Genomic DNA, 21,166 nt, shown 5'->3' with positions numbered 1-21,166 from the left:
CATGGGTAGGCAAGCGCATCACGCCCTTGCCTACGCCTCAAGTAGGTTCTTGCCGTTACTCCAACACGCTCCTAGCGGTTGCGGCGGACGATTTCGGCGTTCAGCACGTTGGCGAAGCCCACCCAGGCCAGGTAGGGCACCATCATCCGGGCCGCGGGCCGGTCCACCTTCCGCGCGTTGGCGGTGTAGGCGCCGATGCTCCCCAGCAGCGCCACGATGTCCACGAGCGCGCGGCGCGGCTGGTGGCGGTTGAAGAAGAGCCAGGACCAGGCGGCGTTGAGGCCCATCTGTACGCCCCACCAGCCCAGCGCCTTGGAGCGGGCCGGCCCCGCGGGTGCCGTCCACACGCGCCAGCCAGAGATGGCGATGAGGCCGTACAGCACCGTCCACACCGGGGCGAACACCTTCGCCGGCGGCTGGAAGGGCGGCTTGTGCAGGCGCCGGTACCACAGCTGGTCCGCGGGGCGCTGCCGGCCTCCCGCCACCGCCGTGCCGAGGGTGAGCGCGCTGAAGGCGCCCAGCGCCGCCACGGACTCCTTGCGCAGCGTGGGGTTGAGGGCCGTGCGCTTCACGGGGCCCGGCACTGTCCGCGTCGTCGGCTCCATCGTCGTCCTCCCGTGGCCCGCCCCCCCCTGGGGCTCCGCCACTGTCTTCTGGAAGGTGGTGTCCGCTCCGCCCCGCCGCCAGTCCGGCGGCTGGCGGTGTAGAAAAAGCAGGTCCCCCATCAAGGACCTGGAGGTCCGTCATGGCGAGCGCGGAGGAAGTCCTCGGCTTCTGGTTCGGCCAACCGCCGGACCCCATCCTCAACCCCGCCAGCGCCCACCCCCGCGAGCGGTGGTTCCTGCGGAACGCGGCCTTCGACGAGGAGTGCCAGCGCCGCTTCCTGGACGCCCACGAGGCCGCCGCGGCCGGGCTGCTGCGCGACTGGCGCGAGGAGCCGCGAAGCTGCGTGGCGCTGCTGCTGCTGCTGGACCAGATACCGCGCAACGTCTTCCGGGGCACGCCGCGCGCCTTCGCCACGGACGCGCTGGCGCGCGAGGTGGCGCGCTACGCGCTGGCGCGGGGGCTGGACGTGACGCTGCCGCCGGTATGGCGGTGGTTCATGTACCTGCCCTTCGAGCACAGCGAGGAGGTCCACGACCAGCGGCTGGCCGTGGCCCTCTTCGAGATGCTCGCGCTGTACCACCCGGACAGCCGCGAGTCGCTCGACTATGCCCGGCGGCACCGGGACGTCATCGAGCGCTTCGGCCGCTTCCCCCACCGCAACGCCGCGCTGGGGCGCCCGTCCACCCCGGAGGAGGAGCGCTTCCTCCAGGAGCCGGGCTCGTCCTTCTGAGCTACACCAGCGGAGCGGGGCGGGTGGCCTCGGCCTGGGGCATGGGCGCCGCGCGCGCTTCCAGGGTGACACCCGAGGACAGCCAGCCGCGCACCATGGACAGGTGCTGCGCCTCCGCGTCCAGCGCGAGCTGGAAGCGGTCGGCGAGGGTGTCATGGCCCACGCCACGCGCCAGCTCGATGAGCATCTCCCAGCAGGCGTTGTCCGTCAGCTCCGCCACCAGCAGCGCCGACAGTGTGTCGCGCAGATTCATGCGCGGGTCGCTGACCACGGCGGGAATGCCCATGGACGCCACCGCCACCACGTCCGCGCTGGGCGTCACCGCCGTGGGGTCCGCGCCGAGCTTCGTCAGGGCCTCCGTCACCAGGCCGAAGTGGGACAGCTCGTCGTTGAGGATGCGCTCCAGCCCCTCGCGGGTGGGGCCTCCCTCCCAGCTCCCGAGCGCCTCGAGCTTGCCGAGCGCGCCCTGGTAGAGCCGGACGCCGGTGCGCTCGAAGGCGGCGCGCTCCCCGAGCTTGTCGATGAAGACGGTGGGCTTGGAGCCCTTGAGCATGTCCACCGCCGTCTTCGCCACGCCCTTGAGGCTGACCGGAGGCGGCACGCTGCCCACGCCTTCCGACTCCAGCGCGTACTGCTGGCGCACCTTGAGGATGAGGGACTCGTCACCCAGGTGGCTCGGCTGCCGCGCCAGGGCCGCCTGGGTGATGTCCGCGCTGTCGATGGGCGAGGTGGCGATGCCCGTCCTGTTCATGCCGATGTCGCTGGTCGTCTTCTTCATGTCAGTGAACCTTCTTTCCCTCGTACACGGAGCCCATGCGCGCCGCGCGCGCGGCGAGCTCCGTCCCGGGAATCCATTGGTAGCCGGCCGCCACCGTCTCGGAGGGCGAGCCGTCGGAGTTGAGCTGGTCGCGGTACACGAACGAGCGGTGGTCCCTCGGCACCTCCGCCAGGCGCACGTAGTCCGTGCCGATGGAGGTCAGGTCCTCCTCCTCGTTCAGCGTCTTGCGGACGAACTCGCGGTGCTCCTTGAAGCCGATGGGCTCCGGCAGCGTCTTCGGCAGGATTTCCGCCGCGTCCCGGCCCTCGGCCTTCTGGAAGAGCTGAATCACGTGGTGGAGCTGGCCCAGCTCGTAGTCCAGGAAGCGCTGCCATATCTCCTTGATGCGGGGGTTCTTCTCGTACGCGAGGCAGGAGTAGAAGTTGTAGACCTGCATCGCTTCATGCAGCACGCACCGCTCCAGCAGCGTCTCGTCCGGGTCCAGCAGCGACTCGTACATGGAGGTGTGCTGCTCCTCGATGGCGGCGATTTCCGCGTAGAGCTGGCGCGCCACCGGGTCGGAGAAGAACGGCCCCACCGTCATGTAGTAGTCGTGCGTCTGGTTCTCCGCGGCGGTGATGCTCATCGCGTGAATCTTGGTGAGCGGGTGCGCGGTGCGCCTGTCATACGGGCGGCGCAGGTCATCCACCGGGTAGCGGTGCTCCACCGACGTGGGCCGGCCGACGAGGATGTCCGTATAGGACTGGGTGATGTTGTTGGGGTCCTTGCCCTCGAGCCTGTCGTAGAGCGCGCCGTAGCGGTACAGGTGGTCGAAGTCCTCGAGCAGGCCGAAGCGGTACGTCTGGGCCAGGTACGGGTCCGGCTCGCGCAGGGCGACGCTGGCCGTCACCTCGATGGCCACCTGCTCGAAGCCGAGCGTGGTCTCCAGCGGTGTCTGGTCCGGCGGGTTCAGCCAGTTGATGAGCGTCTGCTCGAACTGCTCCACGCGGCGGATGATGGCGAGCTGCTCGCGCAGCTCCCGGTTCATGCGGGACATGGCGTGCTTGGTGCGCAGCGCGTCCGACAAGATGCCGTTCATGTAGATGACGCAGACGCGGGTGAAGGCGTCATCGTCCAGCTTGCTGTAGGGACGTCTGACGAGGTCCTTCCACGTAAAGACCTGGCGGTCGAGTGGGACTCCTTTTTCTTGGAAGATATCCAGGGCCACGTCTGACTCCTTTGCGCGGGGCGTGAGCGGTGGAAGGCGGTGTGCCTCCCGCATCGGCGCTAAAGGTCCGGTCGCCCATGGAGACCGGCAAACCCCGGGCGTGCCGCCGCCCGGGTGCCGCCAGGGGCTGCGGCGGCTCGGCTGGCCAGCCGCATCCGGTGGACTCCCCGCGGAAGGACTTCATGGCGGGTGGAGGCATCGAGGCGCCGGGAGCGCGCCCGCCCGCCCGGCTGGAGGACAGGCAACGGCTCTAGAAGGTTTTGCGGGAGTGTCAGGGCGCGGCGTGACGCCGCTCCGAGGCACGGGTGCCGGGCAGGACGGGGACTGAGGTAGTGTGAAACACCGTACGCTTCGCAAGAGGGGGCCGTGGCAGGCGAGCGCTGGAAACTCATCCGGTTGCGATGGCGCAACCATTGGCGGCTGATGCTGGGCGTGGCGGTGCTGGCCACCGCGCTGGCGGCGGCCTGCGAGCTGTTGGGTGATTCGCTGGGAGGCTGGCTGGAGGAAGCCGAGCGCGACGCCTACGACAAGATGGTCACCACCTTCACGAACGGGCGCGGCAAGTCGGCGCACGTGGTGGTGCTGGCCATCGACCAGCCGAGCCTGGACGCCATCCGCGCCAACCCGCAGTACGCGCGCAACTTCGGCAACTGGCCCTACAGCCGGAACCTGTGGGCGCGGGTGGTGGAGCAGCTCGAGGCCGAGGGCGCGCGCGCCATCGTCTTCGACGCGGTGATGGACGAGCGCTCCACGGACCCGGCCATGGACCTGGCCTTCGCGCAGGCGCTGCGCGATTCACCGGTGCCCTTCTTCCTGGGCATGTCCACCAATGCGAGCGCCGCGCCCCTGCCCCGCGCGGACTTCAGCGCTCCGCCCGCCGCGCCCGTGGCCTCCGCCCAGGAAGCGCTGCCCGCGGAAGCCCTCCCCCCTCCCGGCGAGGCGCCACCTTCCGAGGAGACGTTCCCCGAGTCCGGCGCGGAGGACACGTTCGAGGACGTGGAGGACGGGGAGCTGCTCCCGCCCGTCACGCCCGAGCAGATGGCCCGCGCGGTGGCCTTCCCGGTGCGCGCCGAGAGCCATGTGCTGCCGGTGCTGTCGCACGAGGTGGACGGACGGCGCGAGCCCCAGTACCCGGTGACGCCCATCCCGGTGCTGGTGGACGCGGTGGACGGCTTCGGGCTGGTGGACCCGGAAGCGGACCCGGACGGCTTCATGCGGCGCACGCACTTCGCGTACACGGACGGCGTCAACACGTACGCGACGCTGCCGGTGCGTGTGGCGGCGGGACTGCTGGGCGCGAGCGAGGTGGTGCTGTCCGGGGGAGCGCTGCGGCTGGGCGGGCGCACGTACGCGGTGGACGCGGAAGGGGGCACGCGCATCGACTTCGGCGGCGACTTCCACGACCGCTTCCAGGTGGTGTCACTCATCCAGGTGCTGGACGCGTGGGCGCTGCGCAACCAGGGCCAGCCCACGGGCCTGACGCCGGGCCTCTTCCGGGACAAGGTGGTGGTCATCGGCGGCAACGCGGTGGGCCTCAACGACGTGAAGGCCACGTCCTTCTCCCCCGCCGCGCCCGGCGTGGTGAAGCAGGCGGCGGTGCTGGACTCGCTGCTGGGCGACGGCCGCTTCTTCGTCCAGGCGCCGCTGTGGATGAGCCTGGTGCTCGTCTTCGCCGTGGCGCTCGCGTCCGTGGTGCTGCTGATGACCACGCGGTGGACGCCGCTGGAAATCGCGTGGCCGCTGGCCCTCTACCTGGGCATGCATTGGGTGACGGGCCCCGTCCTCGCCAAGACGGGCACGTACCTGCTCACCGCCCTGCCCTCGCTGGCGGGCATGCTGGCCAGCGTGGCCGCGGTGGCCTTCAACCACCTGGTGGCCAACAAGGAAGCGGAGTTCATCCGCCAGGCCTTCAGCCGCTTCATGGAGCCGAAGCTGGTGGAACAGATGATTTCCGAGCGCCAGCTCCCGAAGCTGGACGGGGAGAACGTCGAAATCTCCGCCTTCTTCAGCGACATCAAGGGCTTCTCCACCTTCAGCGAGCGCTTCAAGGAGGACCCGCGCAGCCTGGTCCGCATCCTCAACACGTATCTGACCCGGGTGAGCGGCGCGTTGCTGAAGGAGGGCGGTTGCCTGGACAAGTACATCGGCGACGCGGTGGTGTGCCTCTTCGGAGCTCCCATGCGGCAGCCGGACCATGCACTGCGAGCCTGCCGCGGGGCGCTGGCGGCGAAGGCGGAGGTGGACCGGATGCGCGAGGAGTTCCGCGCGAAGGGGATGCCGGACGTCTATACGCGCATCGGCGTCAACAGCGCGGTGAACTTCGTGGGCAACTTCGGCAGCGAGCAGCTCTTCAGCTACACGGCCATCGGCGACGGGATGAACCTGGCCGCGCGGCTGGAGGGCGCGAACAAGGCGTACGGCTCGGTCATCATGATTGGCCCGCGCACGTACGAGCTGGCGAAGGAGCACATCGAGGTGCGGGAGCTGGACCGTGTGCGGGTGGCGGGCAAGACGGAGGCCGTCACCGTGTACGAGCTGCTGGCGCTCAAGGGCGGCCTGGACGTGCGCAAGCGGGTGACGGTGGAGCGCTACCACGCGGCGCTGGCGCTCTACCGCGAGGCGCGCTTCGCGGAGGCCGCGGCGGTGCTGGAGGCGCGAAGGCTGGAGGACCCGGAGGACGGGCCCACGCAGGCGCTGCTGGAGCGCTGCCACAAATACGCCAAGGCGCCCCCTCCGGAGTTCGACGGGGTGGCCAACCTGGACAAGTGAGCTGAAAGGAGTCGGGGAGACATGGGGATGAAAACGAGCGCGGCGCTGGCGGCCGCGATGCTGGCGCTGGGCCTGCCGGGTATGGCGGGGGCCGCGAAGGTCGGCGACCCGCTGTACGTGAAGGCGAAGAACACGCGGGTGATGAAGAGTCCGTCCCCCACGGCCGACGCGGTGGTCATCCTCCAGCCCGGGGAGCAGGTGAAGTGGGAGGGCGCGGACCCGAAGCAGAAGCAGTGGCACCGGGTGACGGCGCCAGGCGGGAAGAAGGGCTTCGTGTTCCAGACGAACCTGTCCACCACCCCGCCCAAGATGGAGCTGGTGACGGACCCCGGCGGCAAGCGCCAGGTGGACCCGAAGAAGTTCGTCGCGAGCGGCGCCGCGGTGAAGGCGCTCAGCCCCGGGGCCGAGAAGTACGGCAACGGCAAGAAGGGTGACTACGCGAAGGCCGTCGCGTCCATCAAGGCAATGGAGGCGCGGAGCAAGACGGTGACGCCCGAGCGAATCGCGGCGCACGTGAAGGAGGCCGGGCTCTTCCCGGTGGTGGGGCCCAGGGACTCGGTGGCGAAGACGAAGGGGGGCCGGTGATGGACGCGCGGTTGAAGGTATTCGCGGTGCTGGGCCTGGGCGTGCTGGCATCGTCCTGCCGCGGCATGGACCTCAACACCATCGCCAGGGGTGTGACCACGGCGGGGGGCGTGGCGGAGACAGTGGGGGGCGGCGTGGCGAAGGTGAAGGAGTGCGGGAAGCTGGATGTCGAGCCGAGCGTGGCGGAGGAGTACGCCCTGGGTGGCGCGCTGACCATCCACTTCGTGCAGCGCGGCAACGGGCTGATGTTCGCGACCGAGGGCGACAAGAAGCTGCACGACTACCTCAACATCGTGGGCAAGAACCTGGCGGCGCAGTCGCTCCGGCCCACGCTGGAGTGGACGTTCGGCGTGCTCAACGACACGGAGCAGTTCAACGCGCTGTCCGCGCCCGGCGGCTACGTCCTCGTCACGCGGCGGTTGCTCATGGAGCTGGACAACGAGGGACAGCTCGCCGGTGTGCTGGCGCACGAAATCGCCCACGGCGTGCTCAAGCACGCCATCCACAAGTACACCGCCCAGAAGGTCAAGACGTGCCGGTTGGTTGCGGGGGGAGAGACCCTCCTCTCCGCCCTCGGGGCGAAGGCCCTGCTCGCCGCCCTGGACGGTGATGGCACGCTGGACCTGGACAACGAGCCAGAGTTGCTCGCCCACCTCGCGGAAAAGACCGTGAACTCCTTCGACGACGGCAACGGGCCGGAGCTGGAGTTCGAGGCGGACCAGATGGCTGCGCGGCTCATGTTGTCCGCGGGGTACGACCCGAAGGACTACCTCGGCCTCATCGACAAGATGACCGACGTCAAGAACCAGAAGAACCACCCGAAGAAGGAGACGCGGAAGAAGAAGCTCGTCGCCTACCTCGAGACGCTGAAGGGCGACGAGGGCGAGTTCCCGGAGTACGCCTCCGAGGGCCTGCGCTCGCCGCCGCTGAAGCAGCCGGACTACGCCGTCATCAAGTCCACCACCGGCGTGGCGAAGGACACTCCGTAGCAGCAGTGCGGCCGGGGCGCGTGGCTACAGCAGGCCGCCGCCCCCGCCCGTCCCGGGCTCGAAGTGCTTCACCTTGAGCACCGGGTCCAGCTTGTAGGCGCACGTGGCGCCATCCAGCTTCGCCGAGTCCTTGATGTTGAGGTTGATGAGCGCGCGGTGATGGCCGCCGGACTCGATGCGCATCGCCTCGACGGAGCCGGAGAGCTTCAGGCCCGGGTCGAAGGCGCTCGCCGACAGGTTCAGGTCGCACACCGAGCCGTCCTGCTCCACCACGGCGCCCGGGAGGTACGCCCGCCCTCCCGTCAGCGCGACGTCGGGCTTCAGCTTGAGGCGGATCTGCGTCACCTTCCCCGCGGGCAGGGAGAAGTCTCCGAGCGACAGGGTGGCGCCGTTGCGCACCGTCATCAGGTCGAGGGACTGGTCCACTTCCGTCAGCCGCAGCCACCCCTCCGAGCCCTCCTCCACGTCCGCGCCCTGCACCACGGCCGGGGCGTCGCCATCCGCCAGGTGGACCCAGACTTCATCCACCGTGAGCTTCAGCGACCTCACGGTGGTGAGGTCCGTGTGCTCGTCCAGTGCCAGGACGCTCGCGCCCAGGTCATCGCTGGTGATGGACAGGCCGAGTTGCCCTCCGCCACAGGCGGTGAGCAACAGCGGAGCGATGAGGAACAGGCGCTTCATGGGGACCCCCAGGGCATCGCGAGGTCGCGATACGGGGGAGACCCCGGGCCTGGTGCGCCGGCCACCCGGGCGGGTACTGCCTGGGGGGGCTTCAGGGACCCGGGCTCCGGCGGTGAGACGCTCAGCGCACCGTGGCCTGGCTGAGCGCGCGGTGCACGGACTCCAGGGCCTTGCGGGCCTCCAGCAACTCGGCGCGCTCGGCGGTGAGCGAGGCCACCTGCTGCGCGAGCACGTCGCGCTCGCCCTGGAGCGCCTCCACGGTGCGGCGCAGCGAGGCGGACTCGTCCTTGGCGGCCTCCAGCTCCCCGGCGAGCCGCTCCTCCTCCGCGAGGCTGTCCACCAGGGCCTGCTTGCCCCGGGCCACCTCGTCCTCCAGCGCCTCGCGCTCGCGGGCCGCGGCCTGCAGCGCCTGCCGCGTCTCCTGGAGGGACAGGAGCGCCTCGTCGCGCTCACCCTCCAGCGCGGACAGCTCGCGCTCCAGGTCGGCCAGGAGCTTCACCCGGCCCTCCATCTCCGAGGACAGGCGGCGCGCCTCGTCCATGCGCAGCCGGGCTTCCTCGGTGGCCTTCTCCGCCTGACGGCGCGAGACCTCGAGCTCCTGGGTGAGCGAGAGGTTGAGCGCCTTCACCTTCACCAGCTCCCCCTGGAGGTGGGTGATGCGCTCCACCGCGCGCTGGCCCGCCTCGGCCACGGTGGCCGGCAGCGGCTCCGGGCGCGGATTCTCCCGCACCGCCTTGAGGCGCGCCTTCAGCCGCTCGCGGCGGGCCGCGGAGTCGTGCGCCTCCTCGCGAGGCGGAGCCGGCGTCTGCACCTCCACCTCCGCGGGCGGCGCCTCCACGCGGGCCACGGTGGGCTCGGTGATGGCGGCGGTGACGTGGGGAGGCGCGGCGTGGGCGGAGGCCTGCGTCATGGGGTGCGCCTCCGGCGTGTGCGCGGCCGCGAGGCCGTCCAGGTGCAGCGCCGTGGGCGGCGCGGCGAAGGTGACGGGCGTGGCGGCGGGCGCCGGTGCCTCGAGCTGGGCCTCCGGGGCCGGCGACGCGTAGGTGACGGGCGCGCGCGCCACGGCCGGCTCGGAGTGCGCGGGCTCGGCGGTACGCAGGGCCGCGTCCATGGCCTCGGCGGCGGTGGGGCGCGGGGCGCGGGCGCGCTCGATGCGGGCACGCACCTCGGTGGACAGGTCGGGCGCCTCGGCGGCGGGGGCCGGCGGGGCCTCGGCGGTGACCTGCGGCTCCTCGGGGGCGGGCTCGGCCGCGGGGTCGATGAGGCCGGTCAGCGCACCCAGGCGGAGGCGGGGCTTGGCGCGGGACACGTTCTGTTCGAAGGCTTTCTTCATGGCGGTTCTCAGCCGGCCTGCTGGGTGCCCTTCTTCTGGGCGGCGGCTGCCGCGGCGACGAGGCGCGGCAGGATGTTGTCAATCATGGCCTGGATGTCGTTGGCGCCCTTGGAGGTGGGGTCCGCGACGAACACCGGGCGGCCCTCGCTGGAGGCCTGCGCGAACTTGGTGCACTGCCGGATGATGGTGGGCAGCAGGAACTCCGGGTAGTGCGTCTGCAGCGCCTCCAGCGCCTCCTTCGCCAGCTTGAAGGTGGCGTTGAAGGAGTTGACCACGATGAAGACGTGGTCGAGCACGTGATTCAGGTCCTCCTCCAGGCTCTGGACGGTCTCGAACAGCAGCTTGAGGCCGTGGAACGACAGGAAGTCCGCGAGCACGGGGACGAACAAGTCGTTCGCCGCCATCAGCGCGTTGAGGTTGAGCAGGCCGAAGGACGGCGGCGCGTCGAAGACGATGATGTCGTACTGCGCCTCCACGTCCTTGAGGGCATTGCGCAGCTTGAACTCGCGGCCGGCCATGGGCATCAGCGCGAGGTCCACCGTGGACATCGTCAGGTTGGAGGGGATGAAGTCCAGGTTGGGCAGGGTGGACTTCTGGATGACCTTGGCCAGGGGCGTCTTGCGGACGAGGACGTCCAGGAGGGTCTTCTCGAAGTCCTCGCCCTCGTAGCCCAGGCACTTGGTGGCGTGGCCCTGGCTGTCGAGGTCGATGAGGAGGACCGCGTAGCCCAGCTCCGCCAGGCGCCAGGCGTAGGAGGTGGACAGGGACGTCTTGCCGGTGCCGCCCTTGAAGTTGAGGAAGAGCTGCCGGCGGTGGCCCACGCGCGCGGGGAACGCGTTCAGCGTCGTGCGCAGTTCCCAGATGTCATCCGGGGTGTAGGCCTCCTTCCGCGCGTCCTCCGGAATCTGCTTCGGGGACACGCCGAGCATCTCGGCCACCTGCTTGGAGCTGTACGTCGGCGCTTCCATGGACGACCCTTCGAAAGACCTGCGGAACGGCTACCTTGCCTCAAGCGGCGAAGTATTTGTGCCCCCTTCGGACGATGGCACCCCGGGCGGACAGGAGGGTGAGTGCTTCCTGGGCGAGCTCCGCGGGGGCCGACAGGGCGACCGCCAGCTCGACGAGCGAGCGGCCCCGGACGGCGGACCGGACCTCCGCCAGCATCTGCGAGCACAGCGCTTCCACCGGGGAAGCGGCGGGCCGGGACTGGGTGGCACGCGGCTCCACGGGCGCGGGCACGGAGGCCCGGGGCGCGGGCGCGGCCTGCCCGGGCACGGCGCCCATGGCCACCAGCGCCGCCTGGACGGGAGACAGGCGTGAGGCCGCGGGCTGGGCCGCCGGAGGAGCGGCGCGGGCCACGGGCGGCGGAGACGCGGGACGGGCACTCGGGGCGGCGGGCGCGGAGGCCGCGACCATGGCATGAGCCGAAGCGCCCACGGCGACCAGGGCGGGCGCCGCGACCTGCACGAGCTCGGCGGCGGCCGGAGCCACGGCCTGCACCTGGGCCACGGCCTGCACCGGCGCGGCGGCCACGGGACGGGGCTGGTCCAGGCGGGCGCGCACCGGCTTGATGGGCAACGTCGCCAGCCGGCGAATCTCCCGGCGGCGGTGCGTCTCGTCCAGCTCCACCACGGAGGACACGTCCTGCCCGAGGATGCGCGACAGGCTCTGCGCCGCCGCCTTGCGCACGCGCGGCTCGCGGTCCGCCAGCGCGCCCAGCAGCAGCGTGCGCGCGTTCTCTCCACTGCCGGCCCCGAGCGCCAGCGCCGCCAGCGCGCGCACCTCCGAGTCCGAGTCGTGGATGGCCTCCTCGCCCAGCCGGCGCGCCGTCTCACCCTCCAGCCCCAGCGCCAGCAGCGACGCGCGCCGTCGCACGGAGCGGTCCGGGTCCTTCATCGCCTGCGCCAGGTGCGGCGCCGCGTCCGTCGGCGCCAGCGTCAACAGCGCCTTGAGCGCCGCGATGCGCACCTCCGGCACCGGCGACGACAGGAGCGGCGACACCACCGAAGCCCCCTGCTCCCGGCACAGCGAGGCGAAGGCCTGCAAGAGCGCCACCTGCGCCGTGGCATCCGTCTCCGCGTGCAGCGCGGCGGCCAGCGCGGGCGCGGCGGCCGGCTGGGCCAGCGCCTTCAGCCGCTCGGCGGCGCGCACCCGGGCGGCCGCGTCCGGCGCGGACAGCTCACGCACGGAGAAGCCGAACAACGACTCATCCGCGGCCCCAAAGCCCGCGTGCGCGGACAGCTCCGCGTGCTGCGCCGCGCTCACGCCCAGCCGGCCCGCCTGGAGGAAGCGCTGCGCCTCTCGCGCCACCGGGGACAGGTTGTCCTCCGGCACCTTCTCCGCGAGGGATGGGACGGGCGGCTCGCTGTCGGAGACGGCGCTGGCCGCCTCGCGCAGCGGCACGGCCGGGCCACGCGCCGGAGGCACCACCACGCCCTGCGCCACCGGGCCCGCCTCGCCGCGCAGCAGCACCTCGCTGCGAAGCTGGGAAATGAAGGAGGCCAGGTCCAGCCCGAGGTCGTCGTCCTCGTCGTCGCGCTCCTGCCCCGTCGCATGGATGCGGCTGGCGTCCAGCAGCTTGTCCATGAGCTGGTTGCGCTCGCCGCGCAGCGCCTGGTTGAGCCGCGTCAGCTCCTCGCGCTCCGTCTGCATGCGGCTGATGCGGACTTCCAGCTCCGCCACCTCGCGCCGCAGCTCCAGCTCGCGCTGGTGCGTCTCCGCCAGCTCGCGCCTCAGGTGCGCCATCTCCTCGCGCGTCGAGTCCAGCTCACTGTGGAGCTGCTCCGCACGAGCCTCGAAGTAGACGATCTTCTCGAGTGCGCTCTTGAGCAGCGCGTCCGGACGCTCGTCGCTCACGACCTCAACAGCCCTCCCCGCGAGGCGCGTTGCACCCCCGGTTCCGAGTCACCGGAAGCGGATGCACCGGTATCCCGGTACCCACCGGGGGGCCCAACCTACGCCAGACGTCCCGCCTTCGTAAACCCCGGAAACACCAGGGCTTTTCCCAACCCCGCCCAGCACGCCATTGACAACGCCGCCCAGGCCGATTTTTCGGGCCCCCGCGCCGCTCCGCGCCACGCGCTCCGAGTGTCCTCGCGAGGCGGCAAACCCGGCCGACTCCGGACGCTTCCGCACGCCCTTCCGGGAACGCCGGAATGTCAGACCCGACTCGTAGTCTGTGTTCCACGAGGCAGCCGACGGTTGTCACTTCTCCCCGGAGCCTCTCCGCCCGAAGGCGGGGGGTGAAGCCCTCTTTTCGACAGGTTTCCGCACGCCATGGAACAACGACTGGCAACCATCATTGGCAACGCAGTGCGCACGGCGCGGCAGCGGCTGGAGCTGACCCAGGCCGACGTGGCCGAGCGCGTGGGCATCGCGACCGAGGTGTACGGCCGGCTGGAACGCGGCCACATGCTCCCCAGTGTCCGCACGCTGCGCAAGCTGTGCCTGGTCCTCAACTGCTCCTCGGACGTCCTGCTCGGCATGGCCGGCGTCGAGGCCGCGCCCGCGCTGGCGGAGGACCCGCCCGAGTACCGCGAGCGTCCCGAGGTCCGCCGCCTGCTGCGCACGGTGCGCAAGCTGGACGCGCCGCAGCTGCGGCTGTTGGGGCAGGTCGCGCACGCGCTCGAGAACTGACGTCCCGGCTCCGGGACGCCACCGCCCACTGCTTCCGCCGCGCGCGGAAGAGCGGGAGCCGCAACGGACCGGGTATGGGGTGAAGGGGACCCCTTCCGGCCCACCAAGGGGGAAACAGGGGGCGGCTTTCGTCTTTGCGCAAGCGCTTGGCGCGTGGAGTGAAGCAGCGGGTGACGGGCAGGCGTACTTAGAGTCTTCATGACTCGCGCCCGCCCCCCGCCGCCCACCTTCGACCTGCCGCAGCTCGCGGTTCTCGCGTTGTGGTGGGTGTGGTTCCCCACCTTCATCCTGAGCTGGGAGCACCTGGGCTGGGCGGGGCGCGTGGGGATGAGCGTGCTGGGCTGGGCGGTGCTGTTCTGGAACTACGCCGTCCTGCACAACCACATGCACGTCTCCATCGCCCGGCCGAAGCTGGCGCACTGGGTGGTGTCGCGGACGCTGGGCATGGCCTGTGGCTTCCCGTACCGCGGCTACTACATCCACCACTTCAACCACCACCGGTACAACGACGGCCCGGGGGACTGGGGCCAGCGGCGCAGGGGCGAGGGAGCCCTCCGCTACTGCCTGCGCGCGGCGCTGTCCCCCTGGTTCTGGCCCTTCGAGACGGTGCCCCAGGTGTGGCGCTGGGCGAAGAAGCGCAACCAGCGGCTGGAGCTGGTGCTCGACTTCCTCTTCGTGGACGGCACGCTGCTGGCGCTCGTCCTCTGGAGGCCGGCGCTGGGGCTGGCGTGGTGGGCCATCCTGCTGGTGGGGCAGGTGTGCATCCTCTGGCTCAACCTGGCGGCCCACTTCGAGACGGACTCCACCCAGCGTGACGCGCTGGGCAACACCTCCACCTCGCGCCTGTACAACCTCTTCTTCTTCAATGCCGGCTACCACCAGGCCCACCACCTGAAGCCCCAGGCCCCCTGGTACGAGCTGCCGGAGCTCACCCGGGAGCTCGCCGCCTCGTCCCTGGTCCGGCCTGCCCTCATCACCCCACTTTCACCCATCAATCCCTACTGGGTGGCCCGCGTGGTGAAGCGCTATTCTGCCGAGCCGTGCGATCGGCAGACGGAGTCGACGATTACCTCCGGGACCCCCTCGGCCGTTACCTAGTCGGGGAGGGCTACCTCCACTGGTACGCCTCGGAGGACCTGTGTGGCTTCATCCTCTGGGGACGCCCCGGAGAGACACAGGTGCGCCGGCTCGTGCAGGTGCTGGACGTGGAGCTGGCCCCCGCGAAGCCACATGCCTCGCTGGTGGACGCGCGCCGGCTGGAGGCCGCGGACCCGTCCGCCTTCACGGTGCTGGTGAAGTACATGCAGCCCCGGGAGAAGTCCTTCGGCACCTCCGTGCTGCGGCAGGCGCTGGTGCGCCCGGAGGGCGTCGTCGGCGCGGTGGTGGGCGGCTTCTACACGCTGCTGTCGGGGGCCTACCCCAGCCGTGCCTTCTCGGACCCGGCGCAGGCGCTGGAGTGGCTGGGCCAGCCGGACACCCTGGCGGCGCCGCTCCTGTCGAAGCTGAATGACCTGGTGGCGGAGGCCACCGGCCAGTCACCGCTGCTGCGCGAGCTGCACCAGGTGATGAAGGGCAAGCTGCCGGAGGTGAACCTGTCGGACGTGGCCCGGGAGATGGGCATGTCCGAGCGGACGATGCAGCGGCGGCTGAAGGAGGCGGGCACGTCCTTCCAGGCGGAGCTGAATGCCGTGCAGGTGCGCATGGCGCAGTCGCTGCTCCTGGAGACGAACATGAAGCTCACCGCGGTGGCGGTGGAGGTGGGCTGCGCCTCGCTCCAGCACTTCAGCAGCCTCTTCCGGAAGATGGTGGGCGAGTCCCCCAGCGCGTGGCGGGACAGGCAGCAGGGCAAGACGCCCTCGGAGCCCGAGGCCGGAGAGAGCGGCCATGGCCACGCCGAGGAGGGAAGCCTGGAGCCCGCGGGCGCCGCGCCTCACGCGTCCGCCCAGGGCGGTGACGAGGTCGTCGGGGATTGAACCCCGGCGGACGCCGGGACACCTAACGCCGAATCATCCGCGGGACTCGGAGGTGTGGCGCCGCAGCCGGCGGGCCTTGCCCAGCCGCGCCTCGCCCCGGGTGCCCCGCTTGGGTGACACCCGCTTGCTGGCGGGCAGGATGGGGTCCGGGCACACCGCTCGCAGCTTGCACGTCCGGCACTCGGCGCCGCTCCACACCGCCTCGTAGAGGGCCGTCACCCGGTCGATGACGTCGAAGTCCTCGGTGACGAAGCCCAGCTCGAAGTTGCGCGCCGTGTCGCCCTTGGCGCCCAGCCCCGCGCCGGTGAGGTTGGCGCTGCCCAGGTAGGCCCACGCCCCGTCCACCACCACCGCCTTGAAGTGCACGCGCGGGCAGACCTTGAGCCCCAGCCCTCCCTCGACGAGCCGCGCCCGCGCGTCGAACGCGGCGCGAAAGGGGCGGCTCGGCAGCTCCGCGTGCAGCAGCCGCAGCGCCACGCCTCGCGCGGCCAGCCCGTCCAGCACCTCCACCAGCGGCACGAAGCGGCCCTTGTGCTCCACGTACATGGCCTTCACGTTGGCCGTGGCCATCCACACCGACTCGCGCGCGTGGAGCAGCTTCTCCAACACCACCTCCCGGTACAGCGCGCTGCCCGACAGGAGCTCGGCTTCAATGGGACGCATACGCCCGAGCCTCGCACACCCACCCACACCCAGCCAATCACCGGCCGCCCAGCCCTGCGCAGCAAGTGACTCAAAGTCATTTGACGGGTGACTCCGGGTCACCTATATCTGACTCATGGTCAGCCACACAGCGGCGAAGGCGAAGCGGGCGCTGCCCCAGCGGGCGCGGAAGGACGAGGACAAGGAGGCGCGGCGGCGCGTCATCCTGGACGAGGCGCTGAAGCTCTACGAGGCCACCTCGTACGCGGCCGTGAAGATGGCGGATGTGGCGGAGCGGGCGGAGCTGGCGAAGGGGACGGTGTTCCTCTACTTCCCCACGAAGGAGGCGCTGTTCCTGGCGCTGCTGGAGGACCTGCTCTTCGCGTGGTTCGCGAAGCTGGACGGGCTCCTGGAGCACGGCGAGGGCCGGTGGACGGGCCCCCGGCTGGCGCGCACGGTGGCCGAGTCGCTGGAGGGCCAGGAGTCGTTGACGCGGCTGTTGGCGCTCTTGCAGACGGTGCTGGAACAGAACGTCACCGTGGAGCAGGTGCGGAAGTTCAAGGAGCACCTGCTGGAGGCCCTGCTCCACACCGGCGCGACGGTGGAGCGGCGGCTGCCCTTCCTGAAGGAGGGCGAGGGCCCCCGCGTCCTCATGCACCTGCACGCGCTGGTGACGGGCCTGCGGCAGATGGCGGACCTGGCGCCGGTGACGCGCGAGGTGCTGGCGCTGCCGCACATGGCCCCGCTGAGGGTGGACTTCACCGGCGAGCTGACCGCCGCCCTCACCACCCTGCTGCGCGGGCTGGAAGCGCGCTGATTCCCCGCTGTCCGAACACCCCTGTCCTTCCCTTTCGAAGCCGGAGCATCCCCATGCTTGAAGCCCTCTCCTCCCCTGTCGAGACGACGCCCACCGCCGACGTCGCGCGCATCCGCGCCGCGTTCGAGGCCCAGCGCGCGCACCGCTGGACGATGTCGCGCACCACCGCCGCCGAGCGCATTGCCCGGCTGAAGCGGCTGCGCGAGGCCATCCTGGCCCGGCGCCTGGAGCTGGCCGAGGCCATCCACCAGGACTTCCGCAAGCCCGCCATGGAGGTGGAGCTGACGGAGGTGCACCCCACGCTGGAGGAGCTGAACCACACGGTGAAGCACCTCAAGTCGTGGATGAAGCCCACGCGGGTGGGCACGCCGCTCTTGCTGGCGGGCTCCTCCAGCCACGTGCGCTACGAGGCGCGGGGCGTGGTGCTGGTGCTGTCGCCGTGGAACTACCCGTTCCAGCTCCTGATGGCGCCGCTGGTGGCCGCCATCGCCGCGGGCAACACCGTCATCTGCAAGCCCAGTGAGAAGACGCCGCACACCTCGCGCTTCCTGGCGCGGCTGGTGAAGGACGTCTTCCCGGAGAACGAGGTGGCCCTGTTCGAGGGCGGCGCGGAGGTGGCGGAGGCGCTGCTGGAGCTGCCCTTCGACCACATCTTCTTCACGGGCAACCCGCGCATCGGCCGGAAGGTGATGGAGGCCGCGGCGAAGCACCTGGCCAGCGTGACGCTGGAGCTGGGCGGCAAGTCGCCGGCCATCATCGACCCGTCCGCGGACCTCGCCGCCACCGCCGAGACGCTCGCGTGGGGCAAGTTCCTCAACGGCGGCCAGACGTGCGTGGCGCCGGACTACGTCTTCGTCCATGAGTCCCGGCAGCAGGCCTTCCTGGACGCGCTGAGGGCCGTCATCTCCCGCTTCTACGGCGCCACGGAGGCGGAGCGGCAGGCGAGCCCGGACCTCGCGCGGCTGGTGGACCCGGTGGCCTGGAAGCGGGTGAAGGACCTGGTCGACCGCTCGGTGGCCGCGGGGGCGAAGCTGGAGGTGGGCGGGGTGGCGGACGGGGCCTCGCGCTACATCGCCCCCACCGTGCTGTCGGGCGTGACGCCGGACATGCCCATCATGGAAGGGGAGATTTTCGGCCCGGTGCTGCCGGTGATGACGTACCGGACGCGGGAGGAAATCTACGCCCACATCCAGGCGGGCGGGAAGCCGCTGGCGCTCTACCTCTTCAGCGAGGACAAGCGCATGGTGGAGGAGGTGTTCCAGAACACCACGTCCGGCGGGGCGGTGGTGAACAACGTCCTCATCCACGTGGCCAACCCCAACCTGCCCTTCGGCGGGGTGGGAATGAGCGGCCTGGGCCACTACCACGGCGTGTACGGCTTCCGGACCTTCAGCCACGAGCGGGCCGTGACGGTGCAGTGGATGAAATCGCTGGCCGCCGTGTTCTTCCCGCCGTATCGCGGAAAGGCCCAGGAATGGGCCTCCCGCGCGACCCGGCTGTTGGAGTAGGCAAGGACACCCCCGGGAGGAGCCGGTCCATGCGCGTCGTCAAGCTGGTCGAGGGACAGATTCCCAAGGGCGTGCAGGAGGCGTTCGACCGCCTCCAGGCGCGCCGCTGGGACGTGGCACGGCGCGGAGCGAAGGAACGGCTGGCCCGGCTGGAGAAGCTCAAGGAGCTCATCGTCGCCCGGCGCGAGGCGCTGGCGGACGCCATCCACCAGGACTTCCGCAAGCCCCGCGCCGAGGTGGAGGCCACCGAGGTGCTGCCGGTGCTGCAGGAGCTGGCGTACGCACGGAAGCACCTCAAGGCGTGGATGAAGCCCCGGAAGGTGACGACGCCCATGCTGCTCGCCGGCACCTCCAGCCACGTGCAATACGAGCCGAAGGGCGTGGTGCTCGTCATGGCGCCGTGGAACTTCCCCTTCAACCTGATGGTGTCGCCGCTGGTGGCGGCGGTGGCCGCGGGCAACACCGTCCTGTGCAAGCCCAGCGAGAAGACGCCGAACACGGCGCGCTTCCTGGCGGAGCTGGTGAGGGACGCCTTTCCCGAGGACGAGGTGGCGCTGGTGGAGGGCGGCCCCGAGGTGGGCGACGCGCTGCTGCGGCTGCCGTTCGACCACATCTTCTTCACGGGCGGCGCGCGCGTGGGGCGGCGGGTGATGGAGGCGGCGGCGAAGCACCTGGCGGGGGTGACGCTGGAGCTGGGAGGCAAGTCGCCCGTGGTGGTGGACGCGACGGCGGACCTGCGGACCACCGCCGAGCGCGTGGTGTGGGGCAAGTTCCTCAACGCGGGGCAGACGTGCATCGCCCCGGACCACGTGTGGGTGCACGCGTCGAAGGAGGAGGCGCTGCTCGCGGCGATGCGGGAGACGCTGGAGCGCTTCTACGGCAAATCCGAGGAGGCGCGGCGGGCGAGCCTGGACTTCTGCCGGCTGGTGGATGACGCGGCCTTCACGCGGGTGCGCGGATTGATGGACCGCGCGGTGACGGCGGGGGCTCGGGTGGTGGTGGGCGGCGGAGTGGACGCGGAGACACGCTACATCGCGCCCACGGTGCTGGCGGACGTGACGCCGGAGTCTCCCATCATGGAGGAGGAGATTTTCGGGCCGGTGCTGCCGGTGCTCCGCTACGAGTCGCTGGACGAGGTGGTGGCGCACATGCGCGCGGAGGGCACGCCGCTGGCGCTCTACGTGTTCAGCCAGGACGAGGCCGCGGTGGAGCGGCTGCTGCGCGAGACACGCGCGGGCGGCACGTGCATCAACACGGCGCTGTGGCACTTCGCGAACCCCAACCTGCCCTTCGGGGGCGTGGGGCCCAGCGGCCTGGGCGCATACCACGGCGAGACGGGCTTCAGGACGTTCAGCCACGAGCGCGCGGTGCTGCGCCAGGGGCGCACGTCGCTGGCACACCTGTTCTTCCCGCCGTACTCGGACAAGGCGCGGAAGCTGGCGCGGCTGGCGAGCCGGTTGTTCGAGTAGGACGGTGCAATGGGCGCCCCCTGGCGGCGTAGAGTCGGGGTGGACTCTCTCGACATGACCAACGCGCGCCTGCCCTCGCCAGCTCCGGTGTCGTCCTCCACGGACGTGGCGTTCCTGTCGCGGCTTCCCACCGTGCTGCACCCGCACCGGAACCTGCTCACCTACTACGTCCTCACCTCGTTCCTGGCCGGGCCCGGCTTCCCCATCCTCCTGCTGCTGCACGTCTTCAAGTTCCAGACGCTGCGCTACGAACTGGACGAGGAGGGCATCACCGTCCGTTGGGGCATCCTCTTCCGGCGCGAGGTCTCCCTCACCTACGCCCGCATCCAGGACATCCACCTGAGCAGCAACGTGGTGGAGCGCTGGCTCGGGCTCGCGAAGGTCCAGGTGCAGACGGCCAGCGGCAACGCCCAGGCCGAAATCACCATCGAGGGCGTGCAGGCCTTCGAGGCCATGCGGGACTTCCTCTACTCGAAGATGCGTGGGAGCCGGGGCCGGCCCGCCACGCACGCGCTCGCGCCGGCCGGGGAGGATGCGCTGGCGTCCACACTTCGCGAGGTCGCCGCGGAGGTGCGCGCGCTCCGGCTCGGGCTGGGCGGCGGCGAGGCCGTGACTCCGGAGAAGAAGGATGGCTGAGCTCCCGCACGCGTGGCTCCTGCGACTGCTGAAGGTGCCTCCTCCACCCCAGCTTCCCTCGGGCGACGAGGGGCGCGTCTTCCGCTCCGCGCCGGGTTACCAGCGCTACCAGTTGCTCATCTGGGGCTTGAGACAGCTCGGTGTGGCGGCGGGTCTGGTGGCCGGCGCGCTGTTCATCGAAATGTTCATCTTCCGGGTGAACTACCCCCTGGCGGACGAAATCGCCTGGGCCATCGAAGGGCTCGCCTGGGCGGGCTTCCTCGTGCAGCTCCCCATCGGCTTCCTCGTCCGGCGCCTGGACTACGCGTTCCGCTGGTACATCCTCTCCGACCGGAGCCTGCGCGTCCGGGAAGGCCTCGTCTCCCTCCAGGAGAAGACGATGACCTTCGCCAACGTCCAGCAGGTCTCCCTCCAGCAGAACCCCCTCCAGCGCCTGTTCGGCATCTCGGACGTGAAGGTGGAGACGGCCGGAGGCGGCGGCTCCGGCGGAGGGAAGGGCTCGGACGGCGCCACCCGTGAGCACATGCACGAGGCGTACTTCCGTGGCGTGAGCAATGCCTCGGAGATTCGCGACGCCATCCTCGCCCGCGTGCGGCTGCACCGAGATACGGGCCTGGGCGAGCCCCAGGCGCCGGAGCCTGTCGAGCCGGGCAGGACGTCCGCCGCCGCGCTGGAGGCCGCGAGGGAGCTGCTCACCGAGATGCGAGCGCTCCGACAGGCGCTGCCGCCGCGCCAGGGGCAGAAGTAGCCGGGCCCCACCGCCCCGCGCGGCGACGAGGCGTCCCCTCGCGGTGGCTCTCCCGGCGG

The 21,166-nt window shown here is 70.9% G+C and carries 20 protein-coding genes; 12 read left to right on the top strand and 8 right to left on the bottom strand.

What is annotated here, in order from left to right; translation table 11 throughout:
• Positions 1-71: 71 nt before the first annotated feature.
• Positions 72-605, bottom strand: coding sequence for a TspO/MBR family protein (locus K8638_RS42145; protein ID WP_223760442.1), 534 nt, complete (start codon positions 603-605; stop codon positions 72-74).
• Between the two features lie 140 nt (positions 606-745).
• Between K8638_RS42145 and K8638_RS42140 the strand changes: the two genes are divergently transcribed.
• Positions 746-1,336: a DUF924 family protein gene (locus K8638_RS42140; protein ID WP_223760441.1), complete on the top strand. Its 591-nt coding sequence runs from the start codon at positions 746-748 to the stop codon at positions 1,334-1,336.
• Between the two features lies 1 nt (position 1,337).
• Here K8638_RS42140 and K8638_RS42135 read toward each other — a convergent pair whose 3' ends face one another.
• Both K8638_RS42135 and K8638_RS42130 read right to left on the bottom strand, forming a co-directional pair.
• Positions 1,338-2,114: a ferritin-like domain-containing protein gene (locus K8638_RS42135; protein WP_223760440.1), complete on the bottom strand. Its 777-nt coding sequence runs from the start codon at positions 2,112-2,114 to the stop codon at positions 1,338-1,340.
• Between the two features lies 1 nt (position 2,115).
• Positions 2,116-3,321, bottom strand: a complete 1,206-nt coding sequence (locus K8638_RS42130; RefSeq protein ID WP_223760439.1) for a hypothetical protein — start codon at positions 3,319-3,321, stop codon at positions 2,116-2,118.
• A gap of 366 nt (positions 3,322-3,687) precedes the next feature.
• Between K8638_RS42130 and K8638_RS42125 the strand changes: the two genes are divergently transcribed.
• The 3 genes from K8638_RS42125 to K8638_RS42115 are packed head-to-tail and all read left to right on the top strand — an operon-like array spanning position 3,688 to position 7,664.
• Complete coding sequence (locus K8638_RS42125; RefSeq protein WP_223760438.1) at positions 3,688-6,090, top strand: adenylate/guanylate cyclase domain-containing protein; 2,403 nt, start codon at positions 3,688-3,690, stop codon at positions 6,088-6,090.
• Positions 6,091-6,111: 21 nt separating this feature from the next.
• A complete protein-coding gene (locus K8638_RS42120) occupies positions 6,112-6,675 on the top strand; it encodes an SH3 domain-containing protein (RefSeq protein ID WP_223760437.1) in 564 nt (187 codons plus the stop codon).
• Positions 6,675-7,664 (top strand): M48 family metalloprotease, encoded by a 990-nt coding sequence (locus tag K8638_RS42115; protein ID WP_223760436.1) that lies wholly within the window; start codon positions 6,675-6,677, stop codon positions 7,662-7,664. The genes K8638_RS42120 and K8638_RS42115 overlap by 1 nt, the downstream gene beginning before the upstream one ends.
• A 24-nt stretch (positions 7,665-7,688) precedes the next feature.
• Here the strand turns inward: K8638_RS42115 and K8638_RS42110 are convergent, their stop codons facing one another.
• From K8638_RS42110 to K8638_RS42095, 4 genes are all read right to left on the bottom strand, one after another.
• Complete coding sequence (locus K8638_RS42110) at positions 7,689-8,345, bottom strand: DUF4382 domain-containing protein (RefSeq protein WP_223760435.1); 657 nt, start codon at positions 8,343-8,345, stop codon at positions 7,689-7,691.
• Between the two features lie 121 nt (positions 8,346-8,466).
• Positions 8,467-9,678 (bottom strand): extensin-like protein, encoded by a 1,212-nt coding sequence (locus K8638_RS42105; RefSeq protein WP_223760434.1) that lies wholly within the window; start codon positions 9,676-9,678, stop codon positions 8,467-8,469.
• A gap of 8 nt (positions 9,679-9,686) precedes the next feature.
• Positions 9,687-10,646 (bottom strand): ParA family protein, encoded by a 960-nt coding sequence (locus tag K8638_RS42100; protein ID WP_223760433.1) that lies wholly within the window; start codon positions 10,644-10,646, stop codon positions 9,687-9,689.
• A 40-nt stretch (positions 10,647-10,686) separates the two neighbouring features.
• Complete coding sequence (locus K8638_RS42095) at positions 10,687-12,534, bottom strand: HEAT repeat domain-containing protein (protein ID WP_223760432.1); 1,848 nt, start codon at positions 12,532-12,534, stop codon at positions 10,687-10,689.
• Positions 12,535-12,954: 420 nt separating this feature from the next.
• Between K8638_RS42095 and K8638_RS42090 the strand changes: the two genes are divergently transcribed.
• The 3 genes from K8638_RS42090 (at position 12,955) to K8638_RS42080 (ending at position 15,287) form a co-directional block, all read left to right on the top strand.
• A complete protein-coding gene (locus K8638_RS42090) occupies positions 12,955-13,314 on the top strand; it encodes a helix-turn-helix domain-containing protein (protein ID WP_223760431.1) in 360 nt (119 codons plus the stop codon).
• A 198-nt stretch (positions 13,315-13,512) separates the two neighbouring features.
• A complete protein-coding gene (locus K8638_RS42085) occupies positions 13,513-14,412 on the top strand; it encodes a fatty acid desaturase (RefSeq protein ID WP_223760430.1) in 900 nt (299 codons plus the stop codon).
• A gap of 80 nt (positions 14,413-14,492) precedes the next feature.
• Positions 14,493-15,287, top strand: coding sequence for a helix-turn-helix transcriptional regulator (locus K8638_RS42080; protein WP_223760429.1), 795 nt, complete (start codon positions 14,493-14,495; stop codon positions 15,285-15,287).
• Between the two features lie 33 nt (positions 15,288-15,320).
• Here the strand turns inward: K8638_RS42080 and K8638_RS42075 are convergent, their stop codons facing one another.
• Positions 15,321-15,950 (bottom strand): phospholipase D-like domain-containing protein, encoded by a 630-nt coding sequence (locus K8638_RS42075; RefSeq protein WP_223760428.1) that lies wholly within the window; start codon positions 15,948-15,950, stop codon positions 15,321-15,323.
• Positions 15,951-16,065: 115 nt separating this feature from the next.
• On the opposite strand from K8638_RS42075, the gene K8638_RS42070 reads away from it, so the two are divergent.
• The 5 genes from K8638_RS42070 to K8638_RS42050 are packed head-to-tail and all read left to right on the top strand — an operon-like array spanning position 16,066 to position 21,107.
• Positions 16,066-16,746, top strand: coding sequence for a TetR/AcrR family transcriptional regulator (locus K8638_RS42070; RefSeq protein WP_223760427.1), 681 nt, complete (start codon positions 16,066-16,068; stop codon positions 16,744-16,746).
• A gap of 53 nt (positions 16,747-16,799) precedes the next feature.
• Positions 16,800-18,254 (top strand): aldehyde dehydrogenase family protein, encoded by a 1,455-nt coding sequence (locus K8638_RS42065; protein ID WP_223760426.1) that lies wholly within the window; start codon positions 16,800-16,802, stop codon positions 18,252-18,254.
• Between the two features lie 29 nt (positions 18,255-18,283).
• The gene (locus K8638_RS42060; protein ID WP_223760425.1) at positions 18,284-19,723 is read left to right on the top strand and encodes an aldehyde dehydrogenase family protein; all 1,440 of its coding nucleotides are present in this window, start codon (positions 18,284-18,286) and stop codon (positions 19,721-19,723) included.
• A gap of 39 nt (positions 19,724-19,762) precedes the next feature.
• Complete coding sequence (locus K8638_RS42055) at positions 19,763-20,359, top strand: PH domain-containing protein (protein WP_223760424.1); 597 nt, start codon at positions 19,763-19,765, stop codon at positions 20,357-20,359.
• A complete protein-coding gene (locus K8638_RS42050) occupies positions 20,352-21,107 on the top strand; it encodes a PH domain-containing protein (RefSeq protein ID WP_223760423.1) in 756 nt (251 codons plus the stop codon). Before K8638_RS42055 ends, K8638_RS42050 begins: the two co-directional genes overlap by 8 nt.
• The last annotated feature ends 59 nt before the right edge of the window (positions 21,108-21,166 follow it).

The sequence above is a fragment of the Myxococcus sp. RHSTA-1-4 genome (assembly GCF_020037125.1).
Classification (GTDB): Bacteria; Myxococcota; Myxococcia; order Myxococcales; family Myxococcaceae; genus Myxococcus.
The sequence above is the reverse complement of the archived record's forward strand: the minus strand, read 5'-3'. Positions and strand labels throughout refer to the sequence as shown.

Excerpts from the sequence above, each read along its gene's own strand:
- K8638_RS42145 (WP_223760442.1), bottom strand. The coding sequence starts at position 605 with ATGGAGCCGACGACGCGGACAGTGCCGGGCCCCGTGAAGCGCACGGCC.
- K8638_RS42140 (WP_223760441.1), top strand. The coding sequence starts at position 746 with ATGGCGAGCGCGGAGGAAGTCCTCGGCTTCTGGTTCGGCCAACCGCCG.
- K8638_RS42135 (WP_223760440.1), bottom strand. The coding sequence starts at position 2,114 with ATGAAGAAGACGACCAGCGACATCGGCATGAACAGGACGGGCATCGCC.
- K8638_RS42120 (WP_223760437.1), top strand. The coding sequence starts at position 6,112 with ATGGGGATGAAAACGAGCGCGGCGCTGGCGGCCGCGATGCTGGCGCTG.
- K8638_RS42115 (WP_223760436.1), top strand. The coding sequence starts at position 6,675 with ATGGACGCGCGGTTGAAGGTATTCGCGGTGCTGGGCCTGGGCGTGCTG.
- K8638_RS42110 (WP_223760435.1), bottom strand. The coding sequence starts at position 8,345 with ATGAAGCGCCTGTTCCTCATCGCTCCGCTGTTGCTCACCGCCTGTGGC.
- K8638_RS42105 (WP_223760434.1), bottom strand. The coding sequence starts at position 9,678 with ATGAAGAAAGCCTTCGAACAGAACGTGTCCCGCGCCAAGCCCCGCCTC.
- K8638_RS42100 (WP_223760433.1), bottom strand. The coding sequence starts at position 10,646 with ATGGAAGCGCCGACGTACAGCTCCAAGCAGGTGGCCGAGATGCTCGGC.
- K8638_RS42090 (WP_223760431.1), top strand. The coding sequence starts at position 12,955 with ATGGAACAACGACTGGCAACCATCATTGGCAACGCAGTGCGCACGGCG.
- K8638_RS42085 (WP_223760430.1), top strand. The coding sequence starts at position 13,513 with ATGACTCGCGCCCGCCCCCCGCCGCCCACCTTCGACCTGCCGCAGCTC.
- K8638_RS42075 (WP_223760428.1), bottom strand. The coding sequence starts at position 15,950 with ATGCGTCCCATTGAAGCCGAGCTCCTGTCGGGCAGCGCGCTGTACCGG.
- K8638_RS42070 (WP_223760427.1), top strand. The coding sequence starts at position 16,066 with ATGGTCAGCCACACAGCGGCGAAGGCGAAGCGGGCGCTGCCCCAGCGG.
- K8638_RS42065 (WP_223760426.1), top strand. The coding sequence starts at position 16,800 with ATGCTTGAAGCCCTCTCCTCCCCTGTCGAGACGACGCCCACCGCCGAC.
- K8638_RS42060 (WP_223760425.1), top strand. The coding sequence starts at position 18,284 with ATGCGCGTCGTCAAGCTGGTCGAGGGACAGATTCCCAAGGGCGTGCAG.
- K8638_RS42050 (WP_223760423.1), top strand. The coding sequence starts at position 20,352 with ATGGCTGAGCTCCCGCACGCGTGGCTCCTGCGACTGCTGAAGGTGCCT.